This window comes from Brevibacterium aurantiacum (genome assembly GCF_003932995.1).
GTDB classification, from domain to species: Bacteria; Actinomycetota; Actinomycetes; order Actinomycetales; family Brevibacteriaceae; genus Brevibacterium; species Brevibacterium aurantiacum.
Window position 1 is genome coordinate 3,945,564 of the sequence record NZ_CP025333.1, and the last position, 22,254, is coordinate 3,967,817.

General features: G+C 63.6%; 16 protein-coding genes. 7 read left to right on the top strand and 9 right to left on the bottom strand.

What is annotated here, in order from left to right:
- Positions 1–518 precede the first annotated feature (518 nt).
- Positions 519–3,785: a zinc ribbon domain-containing protein gene (locus CXR25_RS18160; protein WP_241212355.1), complete on the top strand. Its 3,267-nt coding sequence runs from the start codon at positions 519–521 to the stop codon at positions 3,783–3,785.
- On the opposite strand, the gene CXR25_RS18165 is transcribed toward CXR25_RS18160, so the two are convergent.
- Positions 3,786–5,210, bottom strand: a complete 1,425-nt coding sequence (locus tag CXR25_RS18165) for a D-serine ammonia-lyase (RefSeq protein WP_125240854.1) — start codon at positions 5,208–5,210, stop codon at positions 3,786–3,788.
- Positions 5,211–5,490: 280 nt separating this feature from the next.
- Here CXR25_RS18165 and CXR25_RS18170 point away from each other — a divergent pair, with 280 nt between their 5' ends.
- Positions 5,491–6,495: a siderophore-interacting protein gene (locus CXR25_RS18170; protein WP_125240855.1), complete on the top strand. Its 1,005-nt coding sequence runs from the start codon at positions 5,491–5,493 to the stop codon at positions 6,493–6,495.
- A gap of 211 nt (positions 6,496–6,706) precedes the next feature.
- On the opposite strand, the gene CXR25_RS18175 is transcribed toward CXR25_RS18170, so the two are convergent.
- The 3 genes from CXR25_RS18175 to CXR25_RS18185 form a co-directional block, all read right to left on the bottom strand.
- The gene (locus tag CXR25_RS18175) at positions 6,707–8,455 is read right to left on the bottom strand and encodes an HNH endonuclease signature motif containing protein (protein WP_241212356.1); all 1,749 of its coding nucleotides are present in this window, start codon (positions 8,453–8,455) and stop codon (positions 6,707–6,709) included.
- A 374-nt stretch (positions 8,456–8,829) separates the two neighbouring features.
- Positions 8,830–10,251, bottom strand: a complete 1,422-nt coding sequence (locus CXR25_RS18180; protein ID WP_096168425.1) for an FAD-binding oxidoreductase — start codon at positions 10,249–10,251, stop codon at positions 8,830–8,832.
- 82 nt (positions 10,252–10,333) lie between these two features.
- On the bottom strand, positions 10,334–11,677 hold the full coding sequence (locus CXR25_RS18185; RefSeq protein ID WP_236850559.1) for an MFS transporter: 1,344 nt from the start codon (positions 11,675–11,677) through the stop codon (positions 10,334–10,336).
- A 261-nt stretch (positions 11,678–11,938) separates the two neighbouring features.
- Here CXR25_RS18185 and CXR25_RS18190 point away from each other — a divergent pair, with 261 nt between their 5' ends.
- On the top strand, positions 11,939–12,925 hold the full coding sequence (locus CXR25_RS18190; RefSeq protein ID WP_096157804.1) for a DUF2332 domain-containing protein: 987 nt from the start codon (positions 11,939–11,941) through the stop codon (positions 12,923–12,925).
- On the opposite strand, the gene CXR25_RS18195 is transcribed toward CXR25_RS18190, so the two are convergent.
- Positions 12,910–14,433 (bottom strand): SulP family inorganic anion transporter, encoded by a 1,524-nt coding sequence (locus tag CXR25_RS18195; RefSeq protein WP_240516226.1) that lies wholly within the window; start codon positions 14,431–14,433, stop codon positions 12,910–12,912. The two genes, CXR25_RS18190 and CXR25_RS18195, sit on opposite strands and share 16 nt — an antisense overlap.
- A 303-nt stretch (positions 14,434–14,736) precedes the next feature.
- Between CXR25_RS18195 and CXR25_RS18200 the strand changes: the two genes are divergently transcribed.
- The gene (locus tag CXR25_RS18200) at positions 14,737–15,105 is read left to right on the top strand and encodes a MerR family transcriptional regulator (protein WP_009882829.1); all 369 of its coding nucleotides are present in this window, start codon (positions 14,737–14,739) and stop codon (positions 15,103–15,105) included.
- Between the two features lie 73 nt (positions 15,106–15,178).
- Here CXR25_RS18200 and CXR25_RS19080 read toward each other — a convergent pair whose 3' ends face one another.
- Positions 15,179–15,565 carry a helix-turn-helix domain-containing protein gene (locus tag CXR25_RS19080; protein ID WP_226823916.1) on the bottom strand — a complete coding sequence of 129 codons (387 nt, stop codon included), beginning with the start codon at positions 15,563–15,565 and terminating at the stop codon, positions 15,179–15,181.
- Positions 15,520–16,347 carry an RsbRD N-terminal domain-containing protein gene (locus CXR25_RS18205; RefSeq protein WP_240519988.1) on the bottom strand — a complete coding sequence of 276 codons (828 nt, stop codon included), beginning with the start codon at positions 16,345–16,347 and terminating at the stop codon, positions 15,520–15,522. Before CXR25_RS18205 ends, CXR25_RS19080 begins: the two co-directional genes overlap by 46 nt.
- Before the next feature lie 130 nt (positions 16,348–16,477).
- On the opposite strand from CXR25_RS18205, the gene CXR25_RS18210 reads away from it, so the two are divergent.
- The 3 genes from CXR25_RS18210 to CXR25_RS18220 all read left to right on the top strand — a co-directional run bounded on the left by CXR25_RS18210 (position 16,478) and on the right by CXR25_RS18220 (position 20,966).
- Positions 16,478–17,809: an MFS transporter gene (locus tag CXR25_RS18210; protein WP_009882825.1), complete on the top strand. Its 1,332-nt coding sequence runs from the start codon at positions 16,478–16,480 to the stop codon at positions 17,807–17,809.
- Positions 17,810–17,936: 127 nt separating this feature from the next.
- The gene (locus CXR25_RS18215; RefSeq protein ID WP_125240857.1) at positions 17,937–19,592 is read left to right on the top strand and encodes a thiamine pyrophosphate-dependent enzyme; all 1,656 of its coding nucleotides are present in this window, start codon (positions 17,937–17,939) and stop codon (positions 19,590–19,592) included.
- A gap of 51 nt (positions 19,593–19,643) precedes the next feature.
- Complete coding sequence (locus CXR25_RS18220) at positions 19,644–20,966, top strand: M20 family metallo-hydrolase (RefSeq protein ID WP_096160175.1); 1,323 nt, start codon at positions 19,644–19,646, stop codon at positions 20,964–20,966.
- Between the two features lie 7 nt (positions 20,967–20,973).
- On the opposite strand, the gene CXR25_RS18225 is transcribed toward CXR25_RS18220, so the two are convergent.
- Together CXR25_RS18225 and CXR25_RS18230 are read right to left on the bottom strand one after the other, a co-directional pair.
- On the bottom strand, positions 20,974–21,573 hold the full coding sequence (locus tag CXR25_RS18225) for an NlpC/P60 family protein (protein WP_096146141.1): 600 nt from the start codon (positions 21,571–21,573) through the stop codon (positions 20,974–20,976).
- A gap of 80 nt (positions 21,574–21,653) precedes the next feature.
- Positions 21,654–22,244 (bottom strand): hypothetical protein, encoded by a 591-nt coding sequence (locus tag CXR25_RS18230; protein ID WP_009882821.1) that lies wholly within the window; start codon positions 22,242–22,244, stop codon positions 21,654–21,656.
- Between the last annotated feature and the right edge of the window lie 10 nt (positions 22,245–22,254).

Consider the following 22,254-nt stretch of genomic DNA (forward strand, 5'->3'; position numbering starts at 1 on the left):
GGGGCTGTTGATATTGGTCTTGCGGGGCCTGCGCCGAAACGGATTCACTCTGTGGGCGCTTCGGCCTGGGGTATGGGGTCGCGGGAGGAGGCACGGGAGTCGCGGCAGGGCCATTACCCCAACCATTTCCGGCATGCTCGTTCGGCTGACCCCAGCCGTTGTCTGACGGCTGTTCTGGCTGCCCCCAGCCGGTATTAGCCTGTTGGTTCCACCCTGAATCCGACTGCTGATTCCACCCTGTATTTGGCTGCTGCTGCGGAGGATTCGAGCCGTGTCCTTGGTGCCCGTTGCCGTTCCACTCAGGGTCGCGGCCACTCCCGGGCGGAGGGGGATTCTCACTCATCAGCGACTCTCGATCTTTCTTTGCGAAATAAGTCAATTTAGACAACTTCGATGGTGCCACAATCCTAATATAGGATTGCCACTACAAAATGAATATAAAGTCGCACATTGACTTATATCCATCTACAGACCCCTCGCCTGCACCGCTGCAGACCCACCCGGATGAAGGACCTGACATGAGCGACTCATCTCACGACGCCAAAGACAACGGAGCCGCGGAAGAGTCGAGCAGCCCTCCCGCTACGGAGCCGAAGAGCACGGAGAATTCGCCCGTCCCGAAGAAGCCCGAATCCTCTCCCGCGGCCGGGTCAGACGCGGACGCTTCTGCCACTGGCTCCGAACCTACTGTTGCCTCCGGATCTACGGCCGGTTCGAAAAGTGACGACCTTGATTCCACAGCGCGATTCGCACCCGGATGGAACCAGAACAACCAGCAGCAGTCCCACCTCTATGGCTCAGAACCGCAGGCCGGATCACCACAGCCGAGGACGGGATCGCCCCACCCGAACTCGTACTACTCTCACTCGGGCAGTCAGCCGAATGGGTATCAGGGAAACCAGCCAGGTGGATACCCCGGCAGCCAGCCAGGTGGATACCCGGGAAACCAGCCAGGTGGGCACATGGGCAGTCAGCCCGGCGGCCACCTCGGCGGTCACCCTCAGGGAGTTCCCTATCCGCAGCCTCCCCAGTACCCGCAGTCCCAGATGTCTCCGTCTGCGGCGAAGTACCTGTCGGCATTCGGACAGGGGGCCACATGGCGCAGCGCCCTGATCCCGCCGGGGCTGGCGCTGCTCGCCGGAATCATTGTCTCGATCATCGTCTCGGCGCTGCTCACCTCGATGAGCGATTTCACCGCTCTCGCTGAAGAGATCGGCTTCAACACCGACGGAATCAGCTATGCGCTGCCCTTCGTCCTGCTGGCAATGTCCCTATTCGGTTCGGCTGTCTTCCGCTTCAGCGTGCAGGCAGGAGACATGGGGCAGGCGTCGGGCAGCCTCTTCGCCTCGGGAGCACCGCTGCTCATCACCATCATCGTCATCGGTGTGCTGTGGTGGTTCACGAAGCGCAGCGAGTTGAAGTCACCGTCACCCAATCGCGGAGTCACCTGGATCCGCATCGGGATCACGACCTTGTCCATGGCTCTCGTCCTGCTTCTTCTCCAACTGATCTTTGCGGCGCGCTTCTCCATCACGGAAAGCGGCGGCATGATCGATCTCGAATTCTCCGCCGTGACCGTCCGTTCCTTCTTCCTGCCGCTGCTCGCCGTCTTCATCACCAGCATCTGTGCAAGGATCGCCGGGCACTTCAAGGGCAGCGAGGCCATCGGCGCCCCCTTCCTACGGTGGCTCGTCCCGCCGATTCTCGTGACGTGGACCCACCTCATCGTGGCCACACTCGCCCTGTCAGTCGTCGCAATCTTCATCATTCCGCTGTCCTTCGACATGCCCTGGCAGACGATCCCAGCGCTCTTCATCAACGTGGGCCTGATCCTCACCCTGCTTGTCCACCTCGGCGGAGTCAGCGCCTCGGCCCAGGGCGACATGATGGGTTACGACTCCGGCGGGTTCTCGGAATCACTGACTATCTTCAGCCGTGAGGCACCCGGGCAGCTGTGGATCGGACTGCTTGCGGTCGTCGCAGCCATTCTCGTCGCAACTCTTGTCGCCACCGTGACTCGCCGTCCCTATTGGACGATCCCCGGCGAGGACAAGCAGCAATGGGCCACCGCGTGGAAGATTCCCTTGGCGTTCTGTGCCATCTGGGGACTGCTTTCCGTCCTGGCGGTCCCCCTCCGCATCCACCTCGAGGGATCTGCCGCAGCTGCCTCGATGTTCGATGGGTTCGGCACCGCCCGCGCTGGCGTCGGCCCTCTGGCCTGGTCGTTCCTCCTCTTCGCCCTCTGGGGCGTTGTCATCGAGGTTCTGTCGAGGACCCTCGGCCCGCGGCTTGTCCTGACCATTCCAGCCATCGCGAAATTCTTCGCTGGACGGGCCGTCCACCCGCACTGGGGCCAGGCTCTGGGCATGAGCGAACCGCGCCATCCCCTCATCCATCCAGATGCCGTCGCTGGACGTGGCCCCGGAGTCGGTATGACAGCTGCCGGCGCTGGCGCTGCGGCTGGTGCAGCTGGTGCCGGTGCAGCAGGTGCGGCGTTTGGCGCTCAGCCAGGACCGTCTGCCCCAACCCCGGGTTCAGCCGCGACTCCCGGAACAGATTCTGCGGGCTATGCAAATGTCCCGCAATCTGGCGCCCCGACTCATGCAGATCCCGGCTCTTACCCGAGCTCAGGCGCCACCTATCCGATGCCTGCTCACCCAGGCGGCTCCCCGAACGGCGCCTATGCCGTGGCTGGCTCGCCCCCACCTCCCGGAACAGCACCGGCCCAACCCTTCAACAAGAAGAAGGCCACTCTGGTCGGCGTAATCAGCGGCTCGGCGGTTCTCGCGATCATCGCGGCACTCATCGTCGTCACGCAAGTCAACGGGAACACGTTCAGCCCCGAAGCCGCCGTTGAGAAGTACTTCTCCGAACTCTCCGATGGCGACGCCGAGGGAGCCTTGAAGATGGCCGACGTCGACGTACCCTCCGAGCAGAGGCAGCTGCTGACGAATGACGTCCTGAGTGCCGCAAAGGCCCTGCCGAAGGACGTCACCGTCGAAGATGCCGAAATCAACGGAAACTCGGCGACAGTGACCGCGACCTACGACGTAGGAGGAAGCAAGGGCACGACGAACTTCTCGCTGCACAAGGCGGGCAAGAAGGCTCTGTTCTTCGACGACTGGAGGCTGCAGGCGCCCGAGCTCTTCTACCTCTCCGTCGAGACTCCCGGACTGAACAAGGTCAAGATCAACGGCATCGATATCGAGACCAGCCAATCTGGCCTCGCGCTTCCGGCTTTCCCGGGAATGTACACCATCGGACTGTCGGAAGAGACCGACCTGGTTTCTGCAGACGAGATCGAGACACGAGCGTTCTTCGCCGAGGAAGGCGACTCAGAAGGGTACGAGCCGGCGCTGCTCGCGGCCCAGCCCACCGACGCATTCCGCACTGAAGTGAACAAGCAGGTCAAGACCCTCATCGACAGCTGTGCCAAGAAGACCGTCGCCCAACCCGACGGCTGCCCGTTCGGCTCCTACAGCGCCGAAAGCTACGACGCGACGAACCTCAAATGGTCAATCTCCTCGTATCCGACGGCCACCGTGGGCGATCCATCGGGCGAAGGCTATTTCGACCCTGGAGAATCCACTGGCCCCAACGGCGGCCCAGCCTGGCCGATCTCGACAGAGTCGACCGGCGAAGCGTTCCTCACCGGAAAATATGACTCGTACTTCGACGAATCGGAGACCTTCGATGACACCGTGACATTCTCGGTCGACGGCACCGCGGAGATCGTCGACGGCAAGGTCGTCATCAACATCGAAGGCGACCCGTACGGGTTCTGATCAGGCGCTGTGCCTGTGCAATAGGTCAAGGCCCTCTGCAACGTACCGTTCGCGATCAGCAGTGGGCACCATGGCACCGCCCGTCACCCACACCAGATGAGTGGCATTGTCCTGCCCATCAGCACTCCACCCTTCACCTTGACCATCACCGAGGTGGTCCATCGTTCGCCACGGAACGGTCAGTCCTGCGGTCGCCGAAGGCTCGACATCGAGTCCTTCGGACTGGTGGAGCACACCGACGCCGGCCTTGATGACCTCGTCGCTGACCGTGGCGAATCCGGTGATCAGGGGGCTGATCACCGGACCGATGAAGCGGGAAGGCCGCGCCACGGCTAGACCATCGGCTGCGGTGCTTCCGCTCAGCCCGATGTCCTGGACCGAGATCTCGCTGTGCAGGCCGGTCCTCACTCCGAGGAACATTGCGGGTGCTTGGCTGGGCTCCACGAAGATGCAGTGCACATCGTCGCCGAAGACCCGCTTCAGGCCATAGGTCACTCCGCCTGGTCCGCCGCCGATCCCGCAGGGCAGGTAGACGACGAGAGGGTGATCGGCGTCGACGATCACTTGCGCATTCTCAAGTTGGTCTTTGAGACGCAGAGCCGCCACCGCGTACCCGGCGAAGAGACTACGCGAGTCTTCGTCATCGACGAAGTGAGTGCGTGGAGCGCCGGCGGCGGATGCTCGACCGGCTGACACTGCTGCCACAAAGTCCCCGGCATGTTCGATAACGTCGACACCGTGGCTGCGCAGAAGTTCCTTCTTCCACTCGCGGGCGTCGGCCGACATGTGCACCGAGGCCGCGAAGCCGAAGGCGGCGCTGAGAATGCCGATGGACAGTCCCAGATTCCCGGTGGATCCGACGACGATCCGGTGAGTTGCGGCGTGCGCACGAAATTCTTCGGAGCTGTAGGTGGAGGGTTGGTTCGGGTCCAGTCCACGCTCGGCGGCGACCGCCTCGGCGTATTCGAGGACCTCGTGGAAACCTCCACGGGCCTTGATCGATCCGCTGATCGCAAGGGCATCATCGCGCTTGAGCCACAGCCTGCCGGGCAGCACGGCGCCGAGGCGCTTGTTGAGATCTCTTTGTACGACATCCGCTGGGACGAGGGGTGACTCAATGAGTCCGCCAGCAGCCGCGGTCTCTGGGAACGTGTCGGCGAACCACGGGGCGAAGCGGTCGAAACGCTGTGCGGCCCGGTCCATGAGGTCGGGGTCCACCCCGGCCTGGCGATCCACACCGGCTTCGAGGTCCCCACTGGCCGACCGATCCACATTGGCGTCGAAATTCGCGGCCATACTCTGAAGCACCTCGGCTGCGGGGTCGAGATCACTGCGCATCCAGGTAGTCGGTTCGCCGGATGCCAGGGACCGGACGACCGGATCGGCAGCATCGAATTCAATCTCAGGCTGTGATTGAGAGGTCATGGGAACAGACTCCGATTCTGCGCGGTGCCGAAGGACTCAACGAATTGATCCTATCTGTGGCCTCAACCCGGGGCTGACCACTCCCCTGGCGCGCACCAGAGCTTCAACGAGCAGCGCTCTGGCGACCCTCGGAATCTCCGTCGCACAATTTGGACAGGCTACCCTTACCAACTTAACGTAGACTTGTGCATGAACGTTGCACCACATCGCTTGCAGAGAGCTTCTCCCCGCAAGCGGCCGCCACGAGTTCCCCGGCACGACGAGGAACGAAGGAGCATCTGTGCCACAAGCACCCATCACCGCCTTCGAGGCCACCGTCATCGGCATCGAAGATCTCAGTCCCGTATTCCGCCGCGTCACCTTCGGCGGCGAGGGCCTCAAGGACTTCGGATGCAGCGGCCACCCGCGTGACCTGCGGTTCAAACTCATCATCCCCTCGGCCGGAGCGCCGAAGCCTGAGTTCGACCTCATCCGCTTCCTCGATGAGCAGGACCCCGATTCTGGTGTTTCTTGGTATCAGGCATGGTTGCAGCTCGATCCGGGTGTACGCGGTGAAATGCGCACCTACACGGTTCGTGAATGGCGCGAGGACGCCTGCGAGCTCGTCGTCGACATGGTCCTCCACACCGATGATCAGGGCCGCTCGGGTCCCGCTGCCGCCTGGGCACAGAACGCCGAGGTCGGTCACAGTCTGCACATCATCGGCCCGTCTCGCCGTGCCGAAGGGCCTACTGCCGGGATCGAGTTCGCGCCGGCAGATGCCGACACCATCCTCCTCGCCGGCGATGAGACCGCGGTGCCCGCGATCGCCTCGATCCTTGAGTCGCTCAAGGGCGCCGAGGTGCAGGGAAAGGCAATTCTCGAGGTCCCCAGCGCCGAGGATGTTCTTGAGTTGGATGCTCCCGCAGGGTTTGAGATCCAGTGGCTGCCCCGTGATGACGCTGACCATGGTCAACTGCTCGAGCCGGCCGTCCGTGACGCTGTCCGAGTCGAGAGCCGAGTACTCGCCAAGGTGGGTGCGGGCACCGCGGGGACGACGCCCGTTGAGCTCGACGACGTCAACATCGACGAACAGATCCTGTGGGACGTCCCGACTGCACTGACGCAGGCTGCTCAGGGCAGCTCGAGTGGCACCGATAAACATACCCGCCCGTTCTATGCCTGGATCGCTGGCGAGGCCGGACCCGTCAAACGCCTGCGTCGCTATCTTGTCCAGGAGGTCGGAGTCGATCGTCATCAGATCGCCTTCATGGGCTACTGGCGTCAGGGCAAGGCCGAGGGCTGATCAGCTGCGCCCTGTTCACTTCGAGGACGATCCGCTATGTCCACGCCCTCAGCGATCCGGGGTATCCCCAACAGGATGTCATCGACGGTGCGATCTCTGCCCTTCGTGAACTTGCAAGCGACGACGCCGTCGCTCGGGACTGAAGCAAGGAACGGTGATGCAGGCGCATACAAATGCTGTTGCGCGATGATGTCGCCACGAGGCCGCACTCTCAATCGTCGAAGAGTGTGTCGATGACTTCTTGAGCCACGAACCTCGCATGCAATATCGGCCGCCTCGCCGGATCAATCGATGCCGGAGGTACCCACGCGGGTCTACCGTCTTTGAGCATCACTGTCTCCCAGTCCGATCTGTCCAGAAGGTGGTGATGGGCAGAACAACTCAACGTCATATTATTGACATCCGTTCGACCTTCTTGTGCCCACTCAACAATATGGTGGGCATCGCACCATCCCGGCGGTGCATCACATCCCGGGAACGTACATCCTTGATCACGTGCTGTCAGGACCGCGATCTGTTTCGCATTCGCGAACCGATTCTCCGTCACGACCTGCATCGTCTTCGCCTTCTCCGAAATGAGTTCGAAGAACACCGCCCCGTTGAGGCCATTGCGAGCCAGTTCGCTGATCGGGACCGGGTTCTCAGTACCTGTGGTGCCGGTACCGGTTCCGTTCGCGAGGTCTTCGGCCTTCGCGGTGACGACTAACGCGTATTGGGCGCCTTGGCCGGTACGAGTCATGTCGATCCTGGAGATGAGAGTCGCGAAGCGTTCGTAAATCCACTCCTGAGCACTCAACCTCTGCCCGGTCATGTCGACGAGGGTGCCGTCTTCTAAGACACCCGACTCGCTCACATCCGATGCGCTGTTGTCGCTGCTGTTGCTGGTGTTGTTGTTAGCGATTTTGGTTCGCGCTGTCAGCAGCCCGTTGAGTTGCCCGCCCGTGACAGGGTCGAGGAGACCGGCAAGTTCCCAGTCACCGTTGTCACGGGCATGCATGGTGACCTTGTACATGGACCGGTCTGTGGCATCGATGGGTTCTTGACCATCGGGATCAATATGGGCCAGGATCCGAGCGAAGATCGCACGCAGGTCATGGACCCGCACACTTGGTGCTTTCTCCACGAGTGTTGTTTCGGCATAGTCGCGATTGGCTTGGGTGGTCCAGGTGGGTAGTTTCTTCAAGCAGTCCTTGATGACCGTGGCCTGATCGGCGGAGAGTCGGCCTTCGTTGAAGGCATCAGCGACCGTGGGAAACAGTGGTGCTTGTGGCTGCCCTGTCAGAGTCACCCGTCCGCCGAGGTTTTTGGCCATGTCGGTGCGGCGGTTGGCTTCGCGGCTGGTGATGTTCAACCTGTCTTGGATGAGTGCCTTCGTTGTTTTAGCACCATAGTCAGTCGGTGTTCCCACTCGTTCACATACTGCCAATGCCAGGGTGGATAGTGCTTCGTTGACTCGGTGGAGGGCTTCGAGTCCGTCGATGAGTGTGATCGCATCATCGGGACCCATCAATCGGTCGAAGGTCCGCAGCCCGTCCTTGAGTCCACTGAGTGCGGTGAGGCTGGTCGTGACTTCGGGAGCGAAGCGTGAGAGGTCTGTCCATTCCTCGCTCGAGAGAAGCGGGTGAGGACTTGGAGTACTTTCATCGTCGGGCACCGCTTCATGAACGTCGTCGGTCTCGTCATCATCGGTGGATTCCGCACCCTCGGCTGTTGGCTCTACGGCCTCGTTCGCCGTATCGGGTTCACCGGTGGGTACAGGCGCGAGTGCTTCGAAGGTTTTTGCGAGGGGGTGGCCGGTGAGGTCGAGGTTGGAGTCTTTGAGCTGGTCGAACAACGTGAGCGCATCGTCAGAAGAAGACTCGCCCGAAGCATCCTCTGCACCCGTGGCGGCATCACTGGAATCGGAGCGTGGGTCACGCTTTTCCGGGTTTCCTGGGGTGCGGTCGGGGGTGAGAGTCATGGTACTGAAGTCCATTCGCCAACATCGTCGTTGCTCTTCTTTCAATTATACATTTATTTTGACCATTTGCACCTTCTTTTTCGAATCTTGTTCGATCATGATTTGATTCTTGTACCTATTGATGGCCCATAAATCTTGGGATGTTCGCAACGCCCCAGGTCAGAGAGCAGCACGAACACGCTCGCAGACACCTCTTCCCCGACAGCCGGAGTTCCACAAAAATGTGCACACAAAAAAGCCGCGACATTGTGAAACCACAATGTCGCGGCTCTCGAAGCCACACGTCTACTGCCCCGGAGGTCTAACGCCTCAGACGCCGACTATCCCCGGCCACAGCCACCTCAACGCCAGCACGCCAGCCCTGACCCAACCCCTCAGAACGCGCTGAGCATCTTTCCGGGGTTGAGGATCCCCTGGGGGTCCAGGGCATTCTTCACAGCGATCTGGATCCGCTTCGAACCCTCGTCGAGTTCATTGTTCAACCAGTCGCGCTTGAGGAAGCCGACTCCATGCTCACCGGTGATCGTGCCGCCCAGCTCAAGGCCGATGCGCATGATCTCGCCGAAGATCTCCTGCGCCTGCGCGGTCTGCTCCGCATCGCTGGCATCGAAGAACACAGACGGGTGCGTATTGCCGTCGCCGGCATGAGCCACCAGTGCGATCATCAGCCCCGAGGATTCCTGCAGCTCTTTCAACCGGTCGCAGAACTCGGGCATCGCCGTGCGCGGCAGGCACACATCGTCGAGCAGCTGCCCTCCCCCATGACCATTGGCGAACTTCTCATACGCGGGCTGGATCATCCGTCGTGCAGCGATGAGCGCGGCCGAGTCGGTCGGATCGTCGGAGTACGCAACGTCGAGTGCACCGCAGGCTTCGGCTACCTCGGCGAATTGGGCCATGACTGCCTGCGAATCCGCAGGATTCTGGTCGACCTGCATGATGAGCATCGAGCCCGCGTCGCCGTCGAGGCCGAAGTCACCGAATTCGTTGAGCATCTTCAGGCTGGAGGAATCGAGGAATTCCATGAGGCTCGGCACGCCGCCTGCACCCATGAAGTCCGCAACCGTCTGCAGGCCGGAGCGCTCGTCGGGGAAGGTCGCGACCGCGGTGAATGGGTCGGGCAGCTTCGGAATCAGGCGCAGGGTCGCCTCGACGACGATGCCCAACGTGCCTTCGGAGCCGACGAACAGGTGGCGCATGTCGAGTCCGGCCACGCCCTTCGCTGTTTGCGGGCCCAGCTTCGTCAGCGTGCCATCGGCCAGAACAACGGTGAGGCTGCGAACATAATCCCTGGTCACGCCATACTTAACGCAGCACAGGCCGCCCGCATTGGTGGCGATGTTCCCACCGATCGATGACAGCGCGACCGACCCCGGATCGGGCGGGTAGGACAGTCCGAAGGGTGCGAGATGATCCTTGAGGTCCTGGTTGATGATTCCGGGCTGGACGGTGACGAGTCGTTCGGCCTCGTTGACGGACACGACGTCCTTCATCCGCGAGACGTTGAGCAGGATCGCCCCAGGTGAGCCGTTCGCTCCACCCGAGATCCCCGAGCGGGCACCCTGCGGGACGACGGGCACTCCATACTCACTGGCGAAGCGCATGACTTCCTGAACATCGGCCGCCGAGGTGGCCCTGACCAGAGCGATCGCCCCTTCGTGGGGGCAGAACAGCGCCTCGTCACGGGCGTGGGCCTCGATGACGTCGGGATCCGTCGTCAGCGCCCCTTCACCCAACCGCGCCGCCAGCGCTTCGAGTTCGGCCGGTCCCACACTGGTCTGGTTCTGTACTGTCATGACATCCTTCCGAACGGAACTGCCGGGGTGGTCACGACCGCCTCGGCGACTGTCTGCTTGTGACGATCGAGCCCATTCGGCCCTACTTCGTCATCTCCGGATTCACCTTATCCGGCGCGGGAGCGGACTTGAGGATGAGGGTGACGATTCCGGCGGCGACCATGGCGGCGCCGACGACCCACATGCCTGCGTTCTGGGTTCCGGTGAGCTCGGCGAGTCCGCCGGTGATGTAGGGAGCGAAGAATCCGGCGGAGTTGCCCAGCGAATTGATCAGCGCGAGACCTGCCGCGGCTCCGGCACCGGCGAGGAAGGTCTGCGGCAGGGGCCAGAAGGTCGGAAGGGCCGCGCAGATGGCCATGCAGGTGATGGTCACCGCGATCATCGTGGTGAACGGCGAGCTCAGGTACAAGGCAATCGGGATCGTGACGCCGCCGATGAAGAGCGGAATCGCGACGTGCCAGACGCGCTCATTGGTCCTGTCCCCATGCCGGGACCAGAAGTACATAGCGAAGGCACCGAAGACATAGGGAATGGCCGTGATGAAGCCGATCTCGACGATCGAGTATTCGACGCCGAAGGTCTCCTGGAAGCCGGAGATGATGGTCGGCAGGAAGAAGCTCATCGCGTAGAGGCCGTAGACCATGCCGAAGTAGACGAAGGACAGCGCCCACACACGAGGCTGGAGCAGGGAGCGGCGGACCGGGTAGTGGAAAGTCTCGGACTTGCCCTTCTCCTCGGCGTCCATCTTCGACTGCAGCCAGTTCCGCTCCTCAGCCGAGAGCCATTTGGCATCGCGGGGGTGATCGGTGAGGTAGAAGATGCACATGATGCCGAGCAGGACCGCGGGCACGCCCTCGACGATGAACATGAAGCGCCAGCCGGCGAAGTTCTCGAAGATCGAATTGCCGCTCGAGATCAGCCACGAGGACAGTGGGGAGCCGATGACGCTGGACATCGGGATCGCGAGCATGAACAGCGCGGTGGCCCGTGCGCGCATTGATGAAGGGAACCAGTAGGTGAGGTAGAGGATGACACCCGGGAAGAATCCCGCCTCGGCGACACCGAGGAGGAACCGCAGGAAGTAGAGCCATCCGTGACTGGGCACGAACGCCATCGCCGCTGCCACAAGGCCCCAGCTGATGAGAATTCTCGCGAGCCAGATCCGAGCGCCGAACTTGTGCAGCGCGAGGTTCGAGGGCACCTCGAGGAGGAGGTAGCCGAAGAAGAAGATGCCGGCCGCGAACCCGAACTGGGTGGCGGTCATCGCGAGGTCTTCGTTCATGCCACCCGGGCCCGCGATGCCGAGATTGGTGCGGTCGAGGTAGTTGATGAAGTACATCGCGATGATGAACGGAATCAACCGCACCGTGACCTTTCTCAGGGTCCGTTTCTCCATCGCGGAGTCACTCGGCGGTTGTTGGCTCACAGGTGGGTTCACCTCGGATGACATGTGATCTCCCTCGATCAGGCTGAAGCCGGGATTACGGCTCTCGGCACGCTACTGACACACAGTACATCAGCTTTTGTTCAGGTTCCTAAAGATCGGCCCCAAAGTACCGAATACCGGGACGCAGACCCGTCAAAAGGCAATCCAAAGACCACCCTCGCCGAGGTGGGGCCGGGGTGAGTGCGCAGTCGTCACGACTGCGGGACCTAGGATTGATCCAGGGCCCACAAGGAGGACACCATGCAGCCGATGACCGAGCTCGACGCCGACCCCCTGCGCGACTATTACCGGAAGTTCGCCCAGTATGAGGCGACCGGTTCCTCTCCGATCTACGCCGCTTGGGCCACGGGTGTGGCCGAGGATGACGAGATCATCGCGCTGCTCCTCGACTTGCCCAAGCCGAAGCGTCAGGCCAACCTTCTCTTCGCAGCTGCCCGCCACCTCGGCGCCGGTGAGGGTGACTACCCAACCTTGCGGACCTGGCTGCTCGAGCATTGGGAGCTGACACGGGATCTCATGCTCGCTCGGTCGACGCAGACGAACGAGGCCGGCAGGTGTGCGGTGCTGCTGCCGGCATTGGCGCGGATCGAGGGGCCCATCTCTCTCATCGAGGCTGGGGCTTCGGCGGGCTTGTGCCTCTTCCCGGATCGCTACAGCTACGGCTTCCGCACCGATGCCGGGACTGTGACCCTTCACCCCGACACCGGCCCCAGCCAAGTCAAACTCGACTGCGCACTGGTCAACGCCGAGGCTCCAGACCGCCTCCCCAAGGTCGCATGGAGGGCCGGGATCGACCTCAATCCACTCGACATCACCGATGCTGACCAGCGGAGATGGCTGCAGTCACTGATCTGGCCCGAACATGATGCCCGACGAGACCGGCTGACCGCTGCGGCAGAGACCGCGGCCGCCGACCCGCCGAGGTTGGTCGCCGGGGATCTGCTCGAGACCATCGAATCCCTCATCGCCGAGGCCCCCGCCGACACTCAGGTCGTGGTCTTCCACAGCGCAGTCCTCGCCTATGTCCCAGCCGCCGAACGCGAGCAGTTCGCCGAGCTCATGGCCTCACGTTCCGACGTTGTGTGGATCAGCAACGAGGGTGCTGGGGTCCTCCCCGAGATCGGCAGCCAGGTGCCCGGTGAACCCGACGGACGATTCGTCCTCGCCGTCGACGGTGAGGCGATCGCTCTGACGGGGCCGCACGGTCAGAGCTACGAAGGACTCTGACCGCCGAGGCGGGCCCGCATTTTGGCGCTGGCCTCGTTGAGTCCGACGATCTCGACGTGCTTGCCGTAGTGCTCGTACTTATCGGTCACGGAGTCCAAGGCTGCGATCGTCGAGGCGTCCCAGAGGTGGGACTGGTGCATGTCGATGACGACGTGATCGGGATCCTCGGCGTAGTCGAACATCGTGTACAGGTCGTTGGAGGAGGCGAAGAACAGCTCGCCGTCGACGGTGTAGCGGGCGCTGGGCTTCCCCTCTGAGTCGACGATCTCGCGGTTGACGCTGACGAAGTGCGCCACCCGATTGGCGAATGCGACCATCGCTACGAGCACCCCGAGGATCACGCCGATCGCCAGGTTGTTCGTCCAGACGGTCGCGATGACGGTGACCAGCATGACCGTGGTCTCCGATTTCGGCATCCGCTTGAGAGTGCTGGGGCGAATGGAGTGCCAGTCGAAGGTTGCCCAGCAGACGAAGATCATGACGGCGACCAGTGCAGCCATGGGGATCAGTGCGACGATGTCGCCGAGGACGACGACGAGGATGAGCAGGAAGACTCCGGCGAAGAACGTCGAGATCCGCGTCCGAGCCCCCGAGGCCTTCACATTGATCATGGTCTGGCCGATCATCGCGCAGCCGCCCATGCCGCCGAAGAAACCGGTGACGATATTGGCCACACCCTGCGCCCAGGACTCACGGGTCTTGTTCGAACGGGTGTCGGTGACATCGTCGACGAGCTTGGCCGTCATCAGGGATTCAAGCAGGCCGACGAGGGCCATCGCCAGCGCGTACGGGGCGATGATCTGCAGCGTCTCGAAGGTCAGCGGCACGTGCGGAATGAAGAGGCTGGGCAGAGACTCGGGCAGCTCACCCTTGTCCCCGACATTCGGCACGTCCCAGGCGAAGGTCACAACGAGAACAGTCAGGACCACGATGGCGACCAGTGGTGCCGGCACGATTGAGGTGAAGCGCGGGAGGACGAAGACGATGATGAGGCCGAGCAGGCACAGGGGGTAGACCAGCCACGGGACGCCGATGAGTTCGGGCACCTGGGCTATGAAGATGAGAATGGCCAGGGCGTTGACGAATCCGACCATGACCTGGCGCGGAATGAAACGCATCAAGCGCGCCACTCCGACCAGCGCCAGAATCACCTGGATCACGCCGGCCAGGATGACTGTGGCGATGAAGTAGTCGGTGCCGTGCGAGGCCACCAGTGGTGCGATGACGAGTGCGACTGCGCCGGTCGCCGCGGAGATCATGGCAGGACGTCCGCCGAGGATCGCCACGGTCACTGCCATCGTGAATGATGCGAAGAGTCCGACCCGCGGATCCACCCCGGCGATGACGGAGAAGGCGATCGCCTCCGGAATGAGCGCCAATCCGACGACGAGGCCGCCGAGAATCTCGGTCTTGAGCCACCCGGGCCGCTTCAGCGTCCGGAGCACACTTTGGCGCTCTTCCGGCGTCGCGGAGTGCTGTGCACTGTGTGGGGGCAGGGTGGTGGACACAGGATTCTCCTACGAACAGGGAGGAATGGGAGACGATGCGGTGAGTGTGAGCCGTCGGCTGCTGGCCGTCGGTAGCGAACTATCGGCTGCGAACTGACGGTTGCCGACCGTCACGAACCTTCACGACACGTCAGAGTTCGAACTCAACCTTAACGTTGCGTTAAAGTTGGTGCAAACCGAATCGTGTGGTGGTTGCCGCGCGGTACGAGCCGCGCAGCTGGGCCGCACGGTGGAACCAGAGCGATACCGCAACTGGATGGCAGAAAGACGTGACGAATCACAGGCGACGAGAGGGCGCGAGGGATGCACATCGGCGAGATGACGGAGAAGTCGGGCCTGTCCTCACGGACGCTGCGCCATTATGAAGACATCGGCCTCATCCCCGCCACCGGCAGAACCGAGGGCGGCTTCCGGGTCTACACCGACGAGGACTTCCGGCGCCTGATGACGATCCGCCGCATGAAGGCCCTGAGCTACTCCACCGCAGAGATGGGCGAACTGCTGGCTCATCTCGACATCCTGGAAGGCGACTTCCCCGATGCGGAGCGGGAGGAGGCTCGGCGCAATCTGCTGGCGCTGCTCGACGACGCCGATGCCAGGCGGGAGAAACTCGCCCGCCAGGTCGAGCGTGCCGACGAATTCCTCGGCATCCTCCGCGACCGCCTCGGCTGAGGTGCGACGATCAGCCGGACACCTCGTCACCCGCTCGCGAAAAGTACAGAGGTAGAGCCCAGACCAGCAACCTTCACGCCCAGCCGACGACCAGCCGGGCCGCCTCGGCGGGGATCATCGGGTCCACCCCGGTCAGGTCGGCGAATCGGCGCAGACGGTTGGCCACGGTATTGCGGTGGCAGAACAGCTCGGCAGCGCTCTCCGCGATGCTGCCCGAGCGCAGATAGGTGTGCACCGCCTCGACGAGACGTTCGCGCTCGGCCGCACCGCAGACGGCGAGCGCCCGCTCGACGTCGGTGACGATGGAGTTCCCGGCGGCGTTCAGTGCCTGTGCGGCCAGTCTGGCCCACCCGCGCTCCCAGGTCATCGCCCCCACCTCATCAGCGGTGAGCAGCTGCGCCAGGTCCCGTGCGGTCAGCGCTGACCTACGCAGGGATCCGATTCCGGGTGCCTTGACCAAGCCCACCCGCGCCTCGGCGAGGCGATGTGCGATCGCCTGCAATCGTGAGCCTGAGAGCTCCGGAGAGCGAGTGAAGGCGATGAGCACATCGCGAGGTGGTGGGTGAACATGGTCCCGCCCGCGCGCTCGTGTTCGGAGATGAGCACCCGCAGCGCCGAGGTGTCCTCACCGCGTGCGGCCACGACGAGCAGTGGTCCGTCTGGATCGAGGCCCAGCGCCGAGGCGATCGTGGACAGGCGTTCATCCGTGGGGTTGTGATCGTCGAACAGTCCCGCAATGAGTCCCTGCCTCACCGAGGACTCCTCTTCCCGCATCCGCTGCCGCTCTGCCGCGTAGGCCTGCTGGACCTGGGAGACGTATTCGTCGACGGTGGAGAGCACAATCCCGGTGTGGCGGATGACGAGTTCAGCATCATCCTGCGTTGCAACCCTGGTCAGAGCCTCCCACAGGACGTTGAAGTCGTGCCGGATCGCAGTCATCAGGGCCTCCAGAGGAATCCCGGCGCGGGCACGGGAGACCCCGACCTCCGTGGACACCGCCACCGGACCGTCGAAGCCGCCGGCGCGCAGCCCCTCGACGAGCGACTGGAATGAGATGAGTCCTGTCCGCTTCAGCTCCGAGACCGGAATCGGGGCGGGATCGTAGCCGGGCACCCTGACGACTCGGGACATGAAACGGTCGGTGAGCTCCTCGAGATCCAGGGCGTCGAGGAGCTCGATCCAGCGCCGCCGGTCACCCGGCAGGGGCTGATCCTTGAGCTGTCTCTCGTGATGTGGAGGCATCGTCCTAGACTATGTGCAGATGCACAATCAGCGACAGAGATCTCGGGGCAAAAATTGCTCGAAATCGTGCGATATCACTCTGTAGTGTTCTAAGTTACAAGACCCAGCCCTGCCCTCGATGGAGAGACACATGAGTCACAACGACCCCACAGCTGCAGCGGAGTACTCCGCAACGCATGAACTCAGCATCAAGGATGCCAATAAGGTCGCGCTCGGAGCCCTGTTGGGCACCGCGCTCGAATGGTATGACTTCTTCCTCTTCAGTGCCGCTGCGGCCCTTGTCTTCAACGTGCAGTACTTCACCAGCGAGAATGCCACCGCCGCTGCGCTGGCGTCCTTCGCGACCTTCGGCGTCGGGCTCGCCGCACGTCCCATCGGCGGTCTCATCTTCGGCCGCATCGGCGACAAGGTCGGCCGGCGCAAGGTTCTCATGGTCACGATCGTCGGAATCGGCATCGTCACCGGCCTCATCGGTGCCCTGCCGACCTACGCCGCCATCGGCTTCGCAGCGCCGGTGCTGCTCGTGCTCCTGCGCATCCTGCAGGGTCTGTTCGTCGGCGGCGAATGGTCGGGCGCTATGACCCTCGTCGTCGAGAACGCCCCACTTCACCTGCGTGCACGCTACGCCGCGATTCCGCAGATCGGCTCGCCCATCGGCACGATCCTGTCCTCCGGCGGCTTCTTCGTCATGACCCTGATCCTGTCGGCGGACAGCTTCAGCGCCTGGGGCTGGCGCATCCCGTTCCTCGTCGCAATCCCGCTCCTCCTCGTCGCCGTCTATATCCGCAGCCGTCTCGAGGAGTCACCGGTCTTCCGTCAGCTCGAGGAAGCCGACGAGCTCGAGAAGAGCCCCGTGCGCACCACCTTCCGCGACAGCTGGAAGCAGATCATCGTCGGAATGGCGGCGGCTCTCCTCGGCGTCGGCGGCTTCTACCTCGTGACCGCGTTCTGCGTCTGGTACGGCGTCAACGTCCTCGGCTACGACGATTCGCTTCTGCTGTTGGGCAGCATGGTCGCCGCCGCCGTCGAGATCTTCTGCCTCATCTGGGGCGGCGCGCTCGGAACGAAGTACGGGGCCAGCAAGGTCATCCTCTGGGGTGGAATCGCCTCGGCGGTGGTCTCCGTTCCTGCCTTCCTCATGTTCGCATCAGGCAATCCGGTCCTCGTCGTCATCGCGATGACCTTGGCCGTCGGCACGCTGTCGCTGCCCTACGCCGCATCGGGCACCGTGATGACCGGCCTGTTCCCCGCCAGCACCCGCTACACGGGTGTCGCCCTGGCGCAGAACGTCGCCGGCATGCTCTCGGGCTTCATTCCGCTGCTCGCCACCGGGTTCGTCGCTGCGGCGTCCGATCATTGGTGGCCGGCCGCGGCGATGCTGGCCTTCCTGTCGCTGTTCACGGCCTTCGCCGGAGCCATCGCCCCACGTCTGAGCGTCGACCTGCCCGGCTTCAAGCACTGAGCAATGCTCGCCGAGGTGGTCGACCGTGCGTACGGCCGACCACCCGCGCGACAGCGTCGCCTCACCACAAGCACGAACACCACCAGCACCTGCAACTGCACTCACCTTCGTGAAAGGACCCACGCGCATGTCCCGTTCGGCCGGTCACCACATCGTCAACACCCTGGAGAACGCCGGAATCGAGCGGGTCTACGCCGTTCCCGGTGAGTCCTATCTCGACGTCCTCGACGGACTCTACGACTCCTCGATCGAGACCGTCGTGTGCCGCCAGGAGGGCGGTGCCGGGTTCATGGCGCTGTCCGAATCGCGGCTGACCGGCCGCCCCGGAATCGCCATGGTCACCCGTGGTCCGGGTGCTGCGAACGCGATGATCTCCGTGCACACCGCCTACCAGGACGCCACCGCGCTCGTCCTCTTCGTCGGCCTCGTGCCCATCGCCGATCGTGCTCGGGAGTCCTTCCAAGAATTCAGCCTGGCCGAATGGTTCTCCTCGACGGCGAAGAAGGTCATCATCGTCGATGATGAGGATCGCGCCGGTGATCTCACCGCCGAGGCGATGCGCATCGCGGCCTCCGGTCGCCCCGGTCCCGTGGTCGTCGGCCTGCCCGAGGATGTCCTCGTGCGCATGACCGAGGCACCGGACACGAAACCTGCACCGATTGCCGAACCGCAGCCCTCGGACGCGGATCTTCAGTCGCTGACCACACGTATTGCCGCAGCCGCGAAGCCCGCCTTCGTCCTCGGTGGGGACGGCTGGCACGAGGGCCACGGGCACGACCTGCTCGACCTGGCCGCCTCGGCGGGAATTCCGGTCTTCTGCGATTGGCGCGCCTACGATGCCGTTCCCCACACCGGCCCCGCCTGGGCCGGCTGGTTGGGCTATGGCCGCGCCGAGGCGGTGGCGGCCGGTTACGGTGACGCCGACCTGCTCGTGTTCGTCGGTGCCACCCGATCCGATGTCGCCAGCGACGGCTACACGCGCGGCTTCGACGCGGAGACCGTCATCGTCGGCCTCGATCCCGAGGCAACGCAGCATGCCGGGCGCATCGACCAGCAGATCCTGGCCTCCCCACGCAGCTTCGTCACGGCGCTGACCTCGAGCGATGCCGCTGCTCTGCGCGGCGAGCGCACAGATTTGTGGATGACGTCGTGTTCCGATGTGCAGTCCAAGGTCGCCGCACACCGTCCCGACGCCGAGGTGGCCGGCGCCGCCCCTCGCACCGGCGTCGATCTCAGGGTGGCGTTCGGAATCCTCGACGACCGCCTCGGCGGGGAAGCCGTCCTGACGTACGGGGCGGGCAATGCCACGATCTGGGGCCACCGCTTCATCCAACACCGTCGGCCCGCGAGCCTCGTCGGCGCCCGCAACGGTGCGATGGGTCTGGCCGTTCCCGGTGCGGTCGCGGCTTCGCTCGTCTTCCCAGAGCGTCGCGCGGTCGCGGTCTGCGGTGACGGTGACTTCTTCATGAACGGCCAAGAGCTGGCCACGGCCTTCGCCCACGGGGCGAGTCCGCTGGTCATCGTCGTCGACAACGGTGTGTACGGCACGATCGTCCAGCACCAGGTCAACCACTATCCGGGCCGACCCTCGGGCACCCGCATGGTCAATCCCGACTTCGCGACCTGGATGTCCTCGTTCGGCGGGCACGGCGAACGCGTCGAGAAGACCGAGGACTTCGAGGCGGCCCTCGACAGGGCACTGGCCGCTGATGGCCCGGCACTCGTCCATGTCCTCATCGACTCCGAGCTCATGCCCCCGTCCGCTGACGAGATCTCGGCCTGACGATTCCTCGAACTCCCACGACCTTCCCCACACCTTCGCAAAGGACGAACAATGACGCAGACTCCCCACCCGCAGACACCAGACTCTAAGACACCCAGCTCACTTAATCCAGCTCCCTCACCAGCGACGACGCGGGCTGACCTTGACGACGAATTCCTCGCCGACTGGTCCGTGCACTCTCGTTTCGGAGCCGTCGAGGGCACGAACGGCGTCGACCGGCAGGCGGCGAGCGCGGCCGATGGTGAGCAGCGGAAATGGTTCGCCGAGCTGTTGGAGAAGCACGGGTTCAGCGTTCACCGGGATGCGATCGGCAACCAGTTCGGGCTGCTCGAACTCGTCCCCGGCGCCCCGTATGTCCTCACCGGCTCGCACATGGACTCGCAGCCCACCGCCGGACGATTCGATGGTGCCTACGGGGTCATGTCCTCGGCCCACGCGTGCTTCGCGGTCGCCGATGAGCTGCGTGCGGATCCGTCGAAGGCGAAGTACAACCTCGCCGTCATCAACTGGTTCAACGAAGAGGGCTCACGCTTCAAACCGTCGATGATGGGCAGCAATGTCTTCACCGGCAAGGCCGAACTCGAGGCCGCACTGGCCACGACCGACCCGCAAGGTGTCACCGTCGCCGAGGCACTTGACGCGATCGGTGAACGCGGTGACTTCACCGCGCCGGAGATCGCGGCCTATGCCGAAATCCACGTCCAGCAGGGCCGCAGCATGGAAGAAGACGGGGTCACGATCGGCCTCGTCAACGCCACGTGGGCCGCTCACAAGTATGAGTTCCGCGTCACCGGGGAGCAGGCCCACAGCGGTTCGACGCTGATGAGTGACCGCCGCGATGCGCTGCTCGGTGCCGCCCGCCTGGTCGTGGCCGCCCGTGACCTCGTCGACGATTTCGATGCGGGTGCGCTGCACACCGCGTGCGGTGAGCTCAACGTCTACCCGAACTCCCCCGTCGTCGTCGCGAGTGAGGTCGGGCTGCTCCTCGACCTGCGCTCCCCCAGCGCCGAGGTGATCGCCGCCGCCCATGACTCCCTCATGTCCACGGTCGCCCGGGTCCGCGAGGAGGTCGGGGTCGACATCGAGATCGTCGCCGAACACAGCTGGGATCAGAACCCGTACTCCGAGGACGGGGTCGAGCTGGCACGGTCAGCGGCCGAGGACCTGGGACTCACCTCGGCGAGGGTGATGACCGTGGCCGGCCACGACTCGACGAACATGAAGGACACCGTGCCCACGGTCATGCTCTTCGTGCCCAGCGTCGGCGGGGTCTCCCACAGCCTGCAGGAATTCACGAAGGACGAGGACCTCGTCTCCGGACTCCATCACCTCACCGAGGTGGTGCGACGGCTGGCGGCCGGCGCGCTGGGGTGAGCGCTCGTCACAGGCCTTTCAGGCGGTAGGGCACGAACGCGTCGTCCTGGTCGTAGGGGTAGGAGATCTCTCGAGCCACGGTTCCGGTCGAGCCGCCTTCTTCGATGCCGTAGTAGGCGGTGTGCTCGTCGTTGGCCCACCCGTTGAAGATGGCGACGTGCCCGTTGGCGCCCTCTGTGCCAGGGCCGCCCTTCATGAGGACGTCGCCTGGCTTGAGGTCTTCTTTGTCGATGGTCTCGGCGAAGTCGGGCAGGGTCACCGTGTTCTCGCTGGCGTCGAGTCCCCAGGCCATGGAGACGAAGCCGGAGCAGTCGGTACGGTATTCGTTGCCCTGTGGGTCGGGGTGATAGCCGGTCATGTCGTAGGGGACCTGCTGGTCGACCCAGGTCTGTGCACGATCGATGATCTCGTCGCGTGCTTCATCCTCGGTCTGCTGCGTCTGGCCCTGCTGGTTCTGACTCTGCTGGTTCTGACTCTGCTGATTGCGGACCTGGTTATGCGATCCGGCTTCCGGGGCTGCCTGCGCAGGGGCGCTGACCAGGGCGGTGCCGCCGGCAACGAGTCCGACGGTCAGTGCAGTGCTTGCGAGTGTGCGTGTCACCTTCATGAGATCTTCCCTTTCTCAACGTGGCTGAATCGCTGTGTCTGAATCGCTGTGTCGTTGTCGTTTCAGTGCGCGGGTGTCGCTCAGATGATCGCGTCGACATCCTGGTTATCGGCGACGAGCTGGGCAGCGAGCGTCTCCCACTTGTCGTATGCGTCCGGGTAGGCCGATCCTTGGACGGCCTGAGCGGCTTGTCCTGGGGTCATCGAGTCCCATCCCTGGATCTGGAGGAGTCCTGGATTCGGGCACAGAGGATTGACTCCGTAGAAGGCCTTCGATGCGTAGACAGGGTCCGTCACCTGGGCCAAAGTTCCCCAGCTCACCGAGGGGCGCTGCTGGAACAGGCCGGCAGAATCACGGTCGCCGCCGTCGAGGTTGAGCAGACTCGACTCCTGCAGTGCCGTCATGACGGCGATCTTCTGGGCCTCGGTCGAAAGGTCAGCACCCTTGCCGACGGCGATGATGATGCGTGCATTGTCGATCTGGACCTGGCTGAGTGCCGTGGAGTCCTGGGTGCTGGGGACCTTGCCGCCGTCGAGCGCCTTGCTGGTGAATGGAGCTGCCTCGGGTGCTGGGGAGTTCGGCTGCGCTGATGCGGCGGTCGCCATCGAGGCACCACCGGCGATGAGGATTGCTGAAAGAGTTGTCACTGCGAATGCACGCTTGAGTTTCATCTGTTCTGAC

Excerpts from the sequence above, each read along its gene's own strand:
- CXR25_RS18160 (WP_241212355.1), top strand. The coding sequence starts at position 519 with ATGAGCGACTCATCTCACGACGCCAAAGACAACGGAGCCGCGGAAGAG.
- CXR25_RS18165 (WP_125240854.1), bottom strand. The coding sequence starts at position 5,210 with ATGACCTCTCAATCACAGCCTGAGATTGAATTCGATGCTGCCGATCCG.
- CXR25_RS18175 (WP_241212356.1), bottom strand. The coding sequence starts at position 8,455 with ATGACTCTCACCCCCGACCGCACCCCAGGAAACCCGGAAAAGCGTGAC.
- CXR25_RS18180 (WP_096168425.1), bottom strand. The coding sequence starts at position 10,251 with ATGACAGTACAGAACCAGACCAGTGTGGGACCGGCCGAACTCGAAGCG.
- CXR25_RS18190 (WP_096157804.1), top strand. The coding sequence starts at position 11,939 with ATGCAGCCGATGACCGAGCTCGACGCCGACCCCCTGCGCGACTATTAC.
- CXR25_RS18200 (WP_009882829.1), top strand. The coding sequence starts at position 14,737 with ATGCACATCGGCGAGATGACGGAGAAGTCGGGCCTGTCCTCACGGACG.
- CXR25_RS18205 (WP_240519988.1), bottom strand. The coding sequence starts at position 16,347 with ATGCCTCCACATCACGAGAGACAGCTCAAGGATCAGCCCCTGCCGGGT.
- CXR25_RS18210 (WP_009882825.1), top strand. The coding sequence starts at position 16,478 with ATGAGTCACAACGACCCCACAGCTGCAGCGGAGTACTCCGCAACGCAT.
- CXR25_RS18215 (WP_125240857.1), top strand. The coding sequence starts at position 17,937 with ATGTCCCGTTCGGCCGGTCACCACATCGTCAACACCCTGGAGAACGCC.
- CXR25_RS18220 (WP_096160175.1), top strand. The coding sequence starts at position 19,644 with ATGACGCAGACTCCCCACCCGCAGACACCAGACTCTAAGACACCCAGC.
- CXR25_RS18225 (WP_096146141.1), bottom strand. The coding sequence starts at position 21,573 with ATGAAGGTGACACGCACACTCGCAAGCACTGCACTGACCGTCGGACTC.
- CXR25_RS18230 (WP_009882821.1), bottom strand. The coding sequence starts at position 22,244 with ATGAAACTCAAGCGTGCATTCGCAGTGACAACTCTTTCAGCAATCCTC.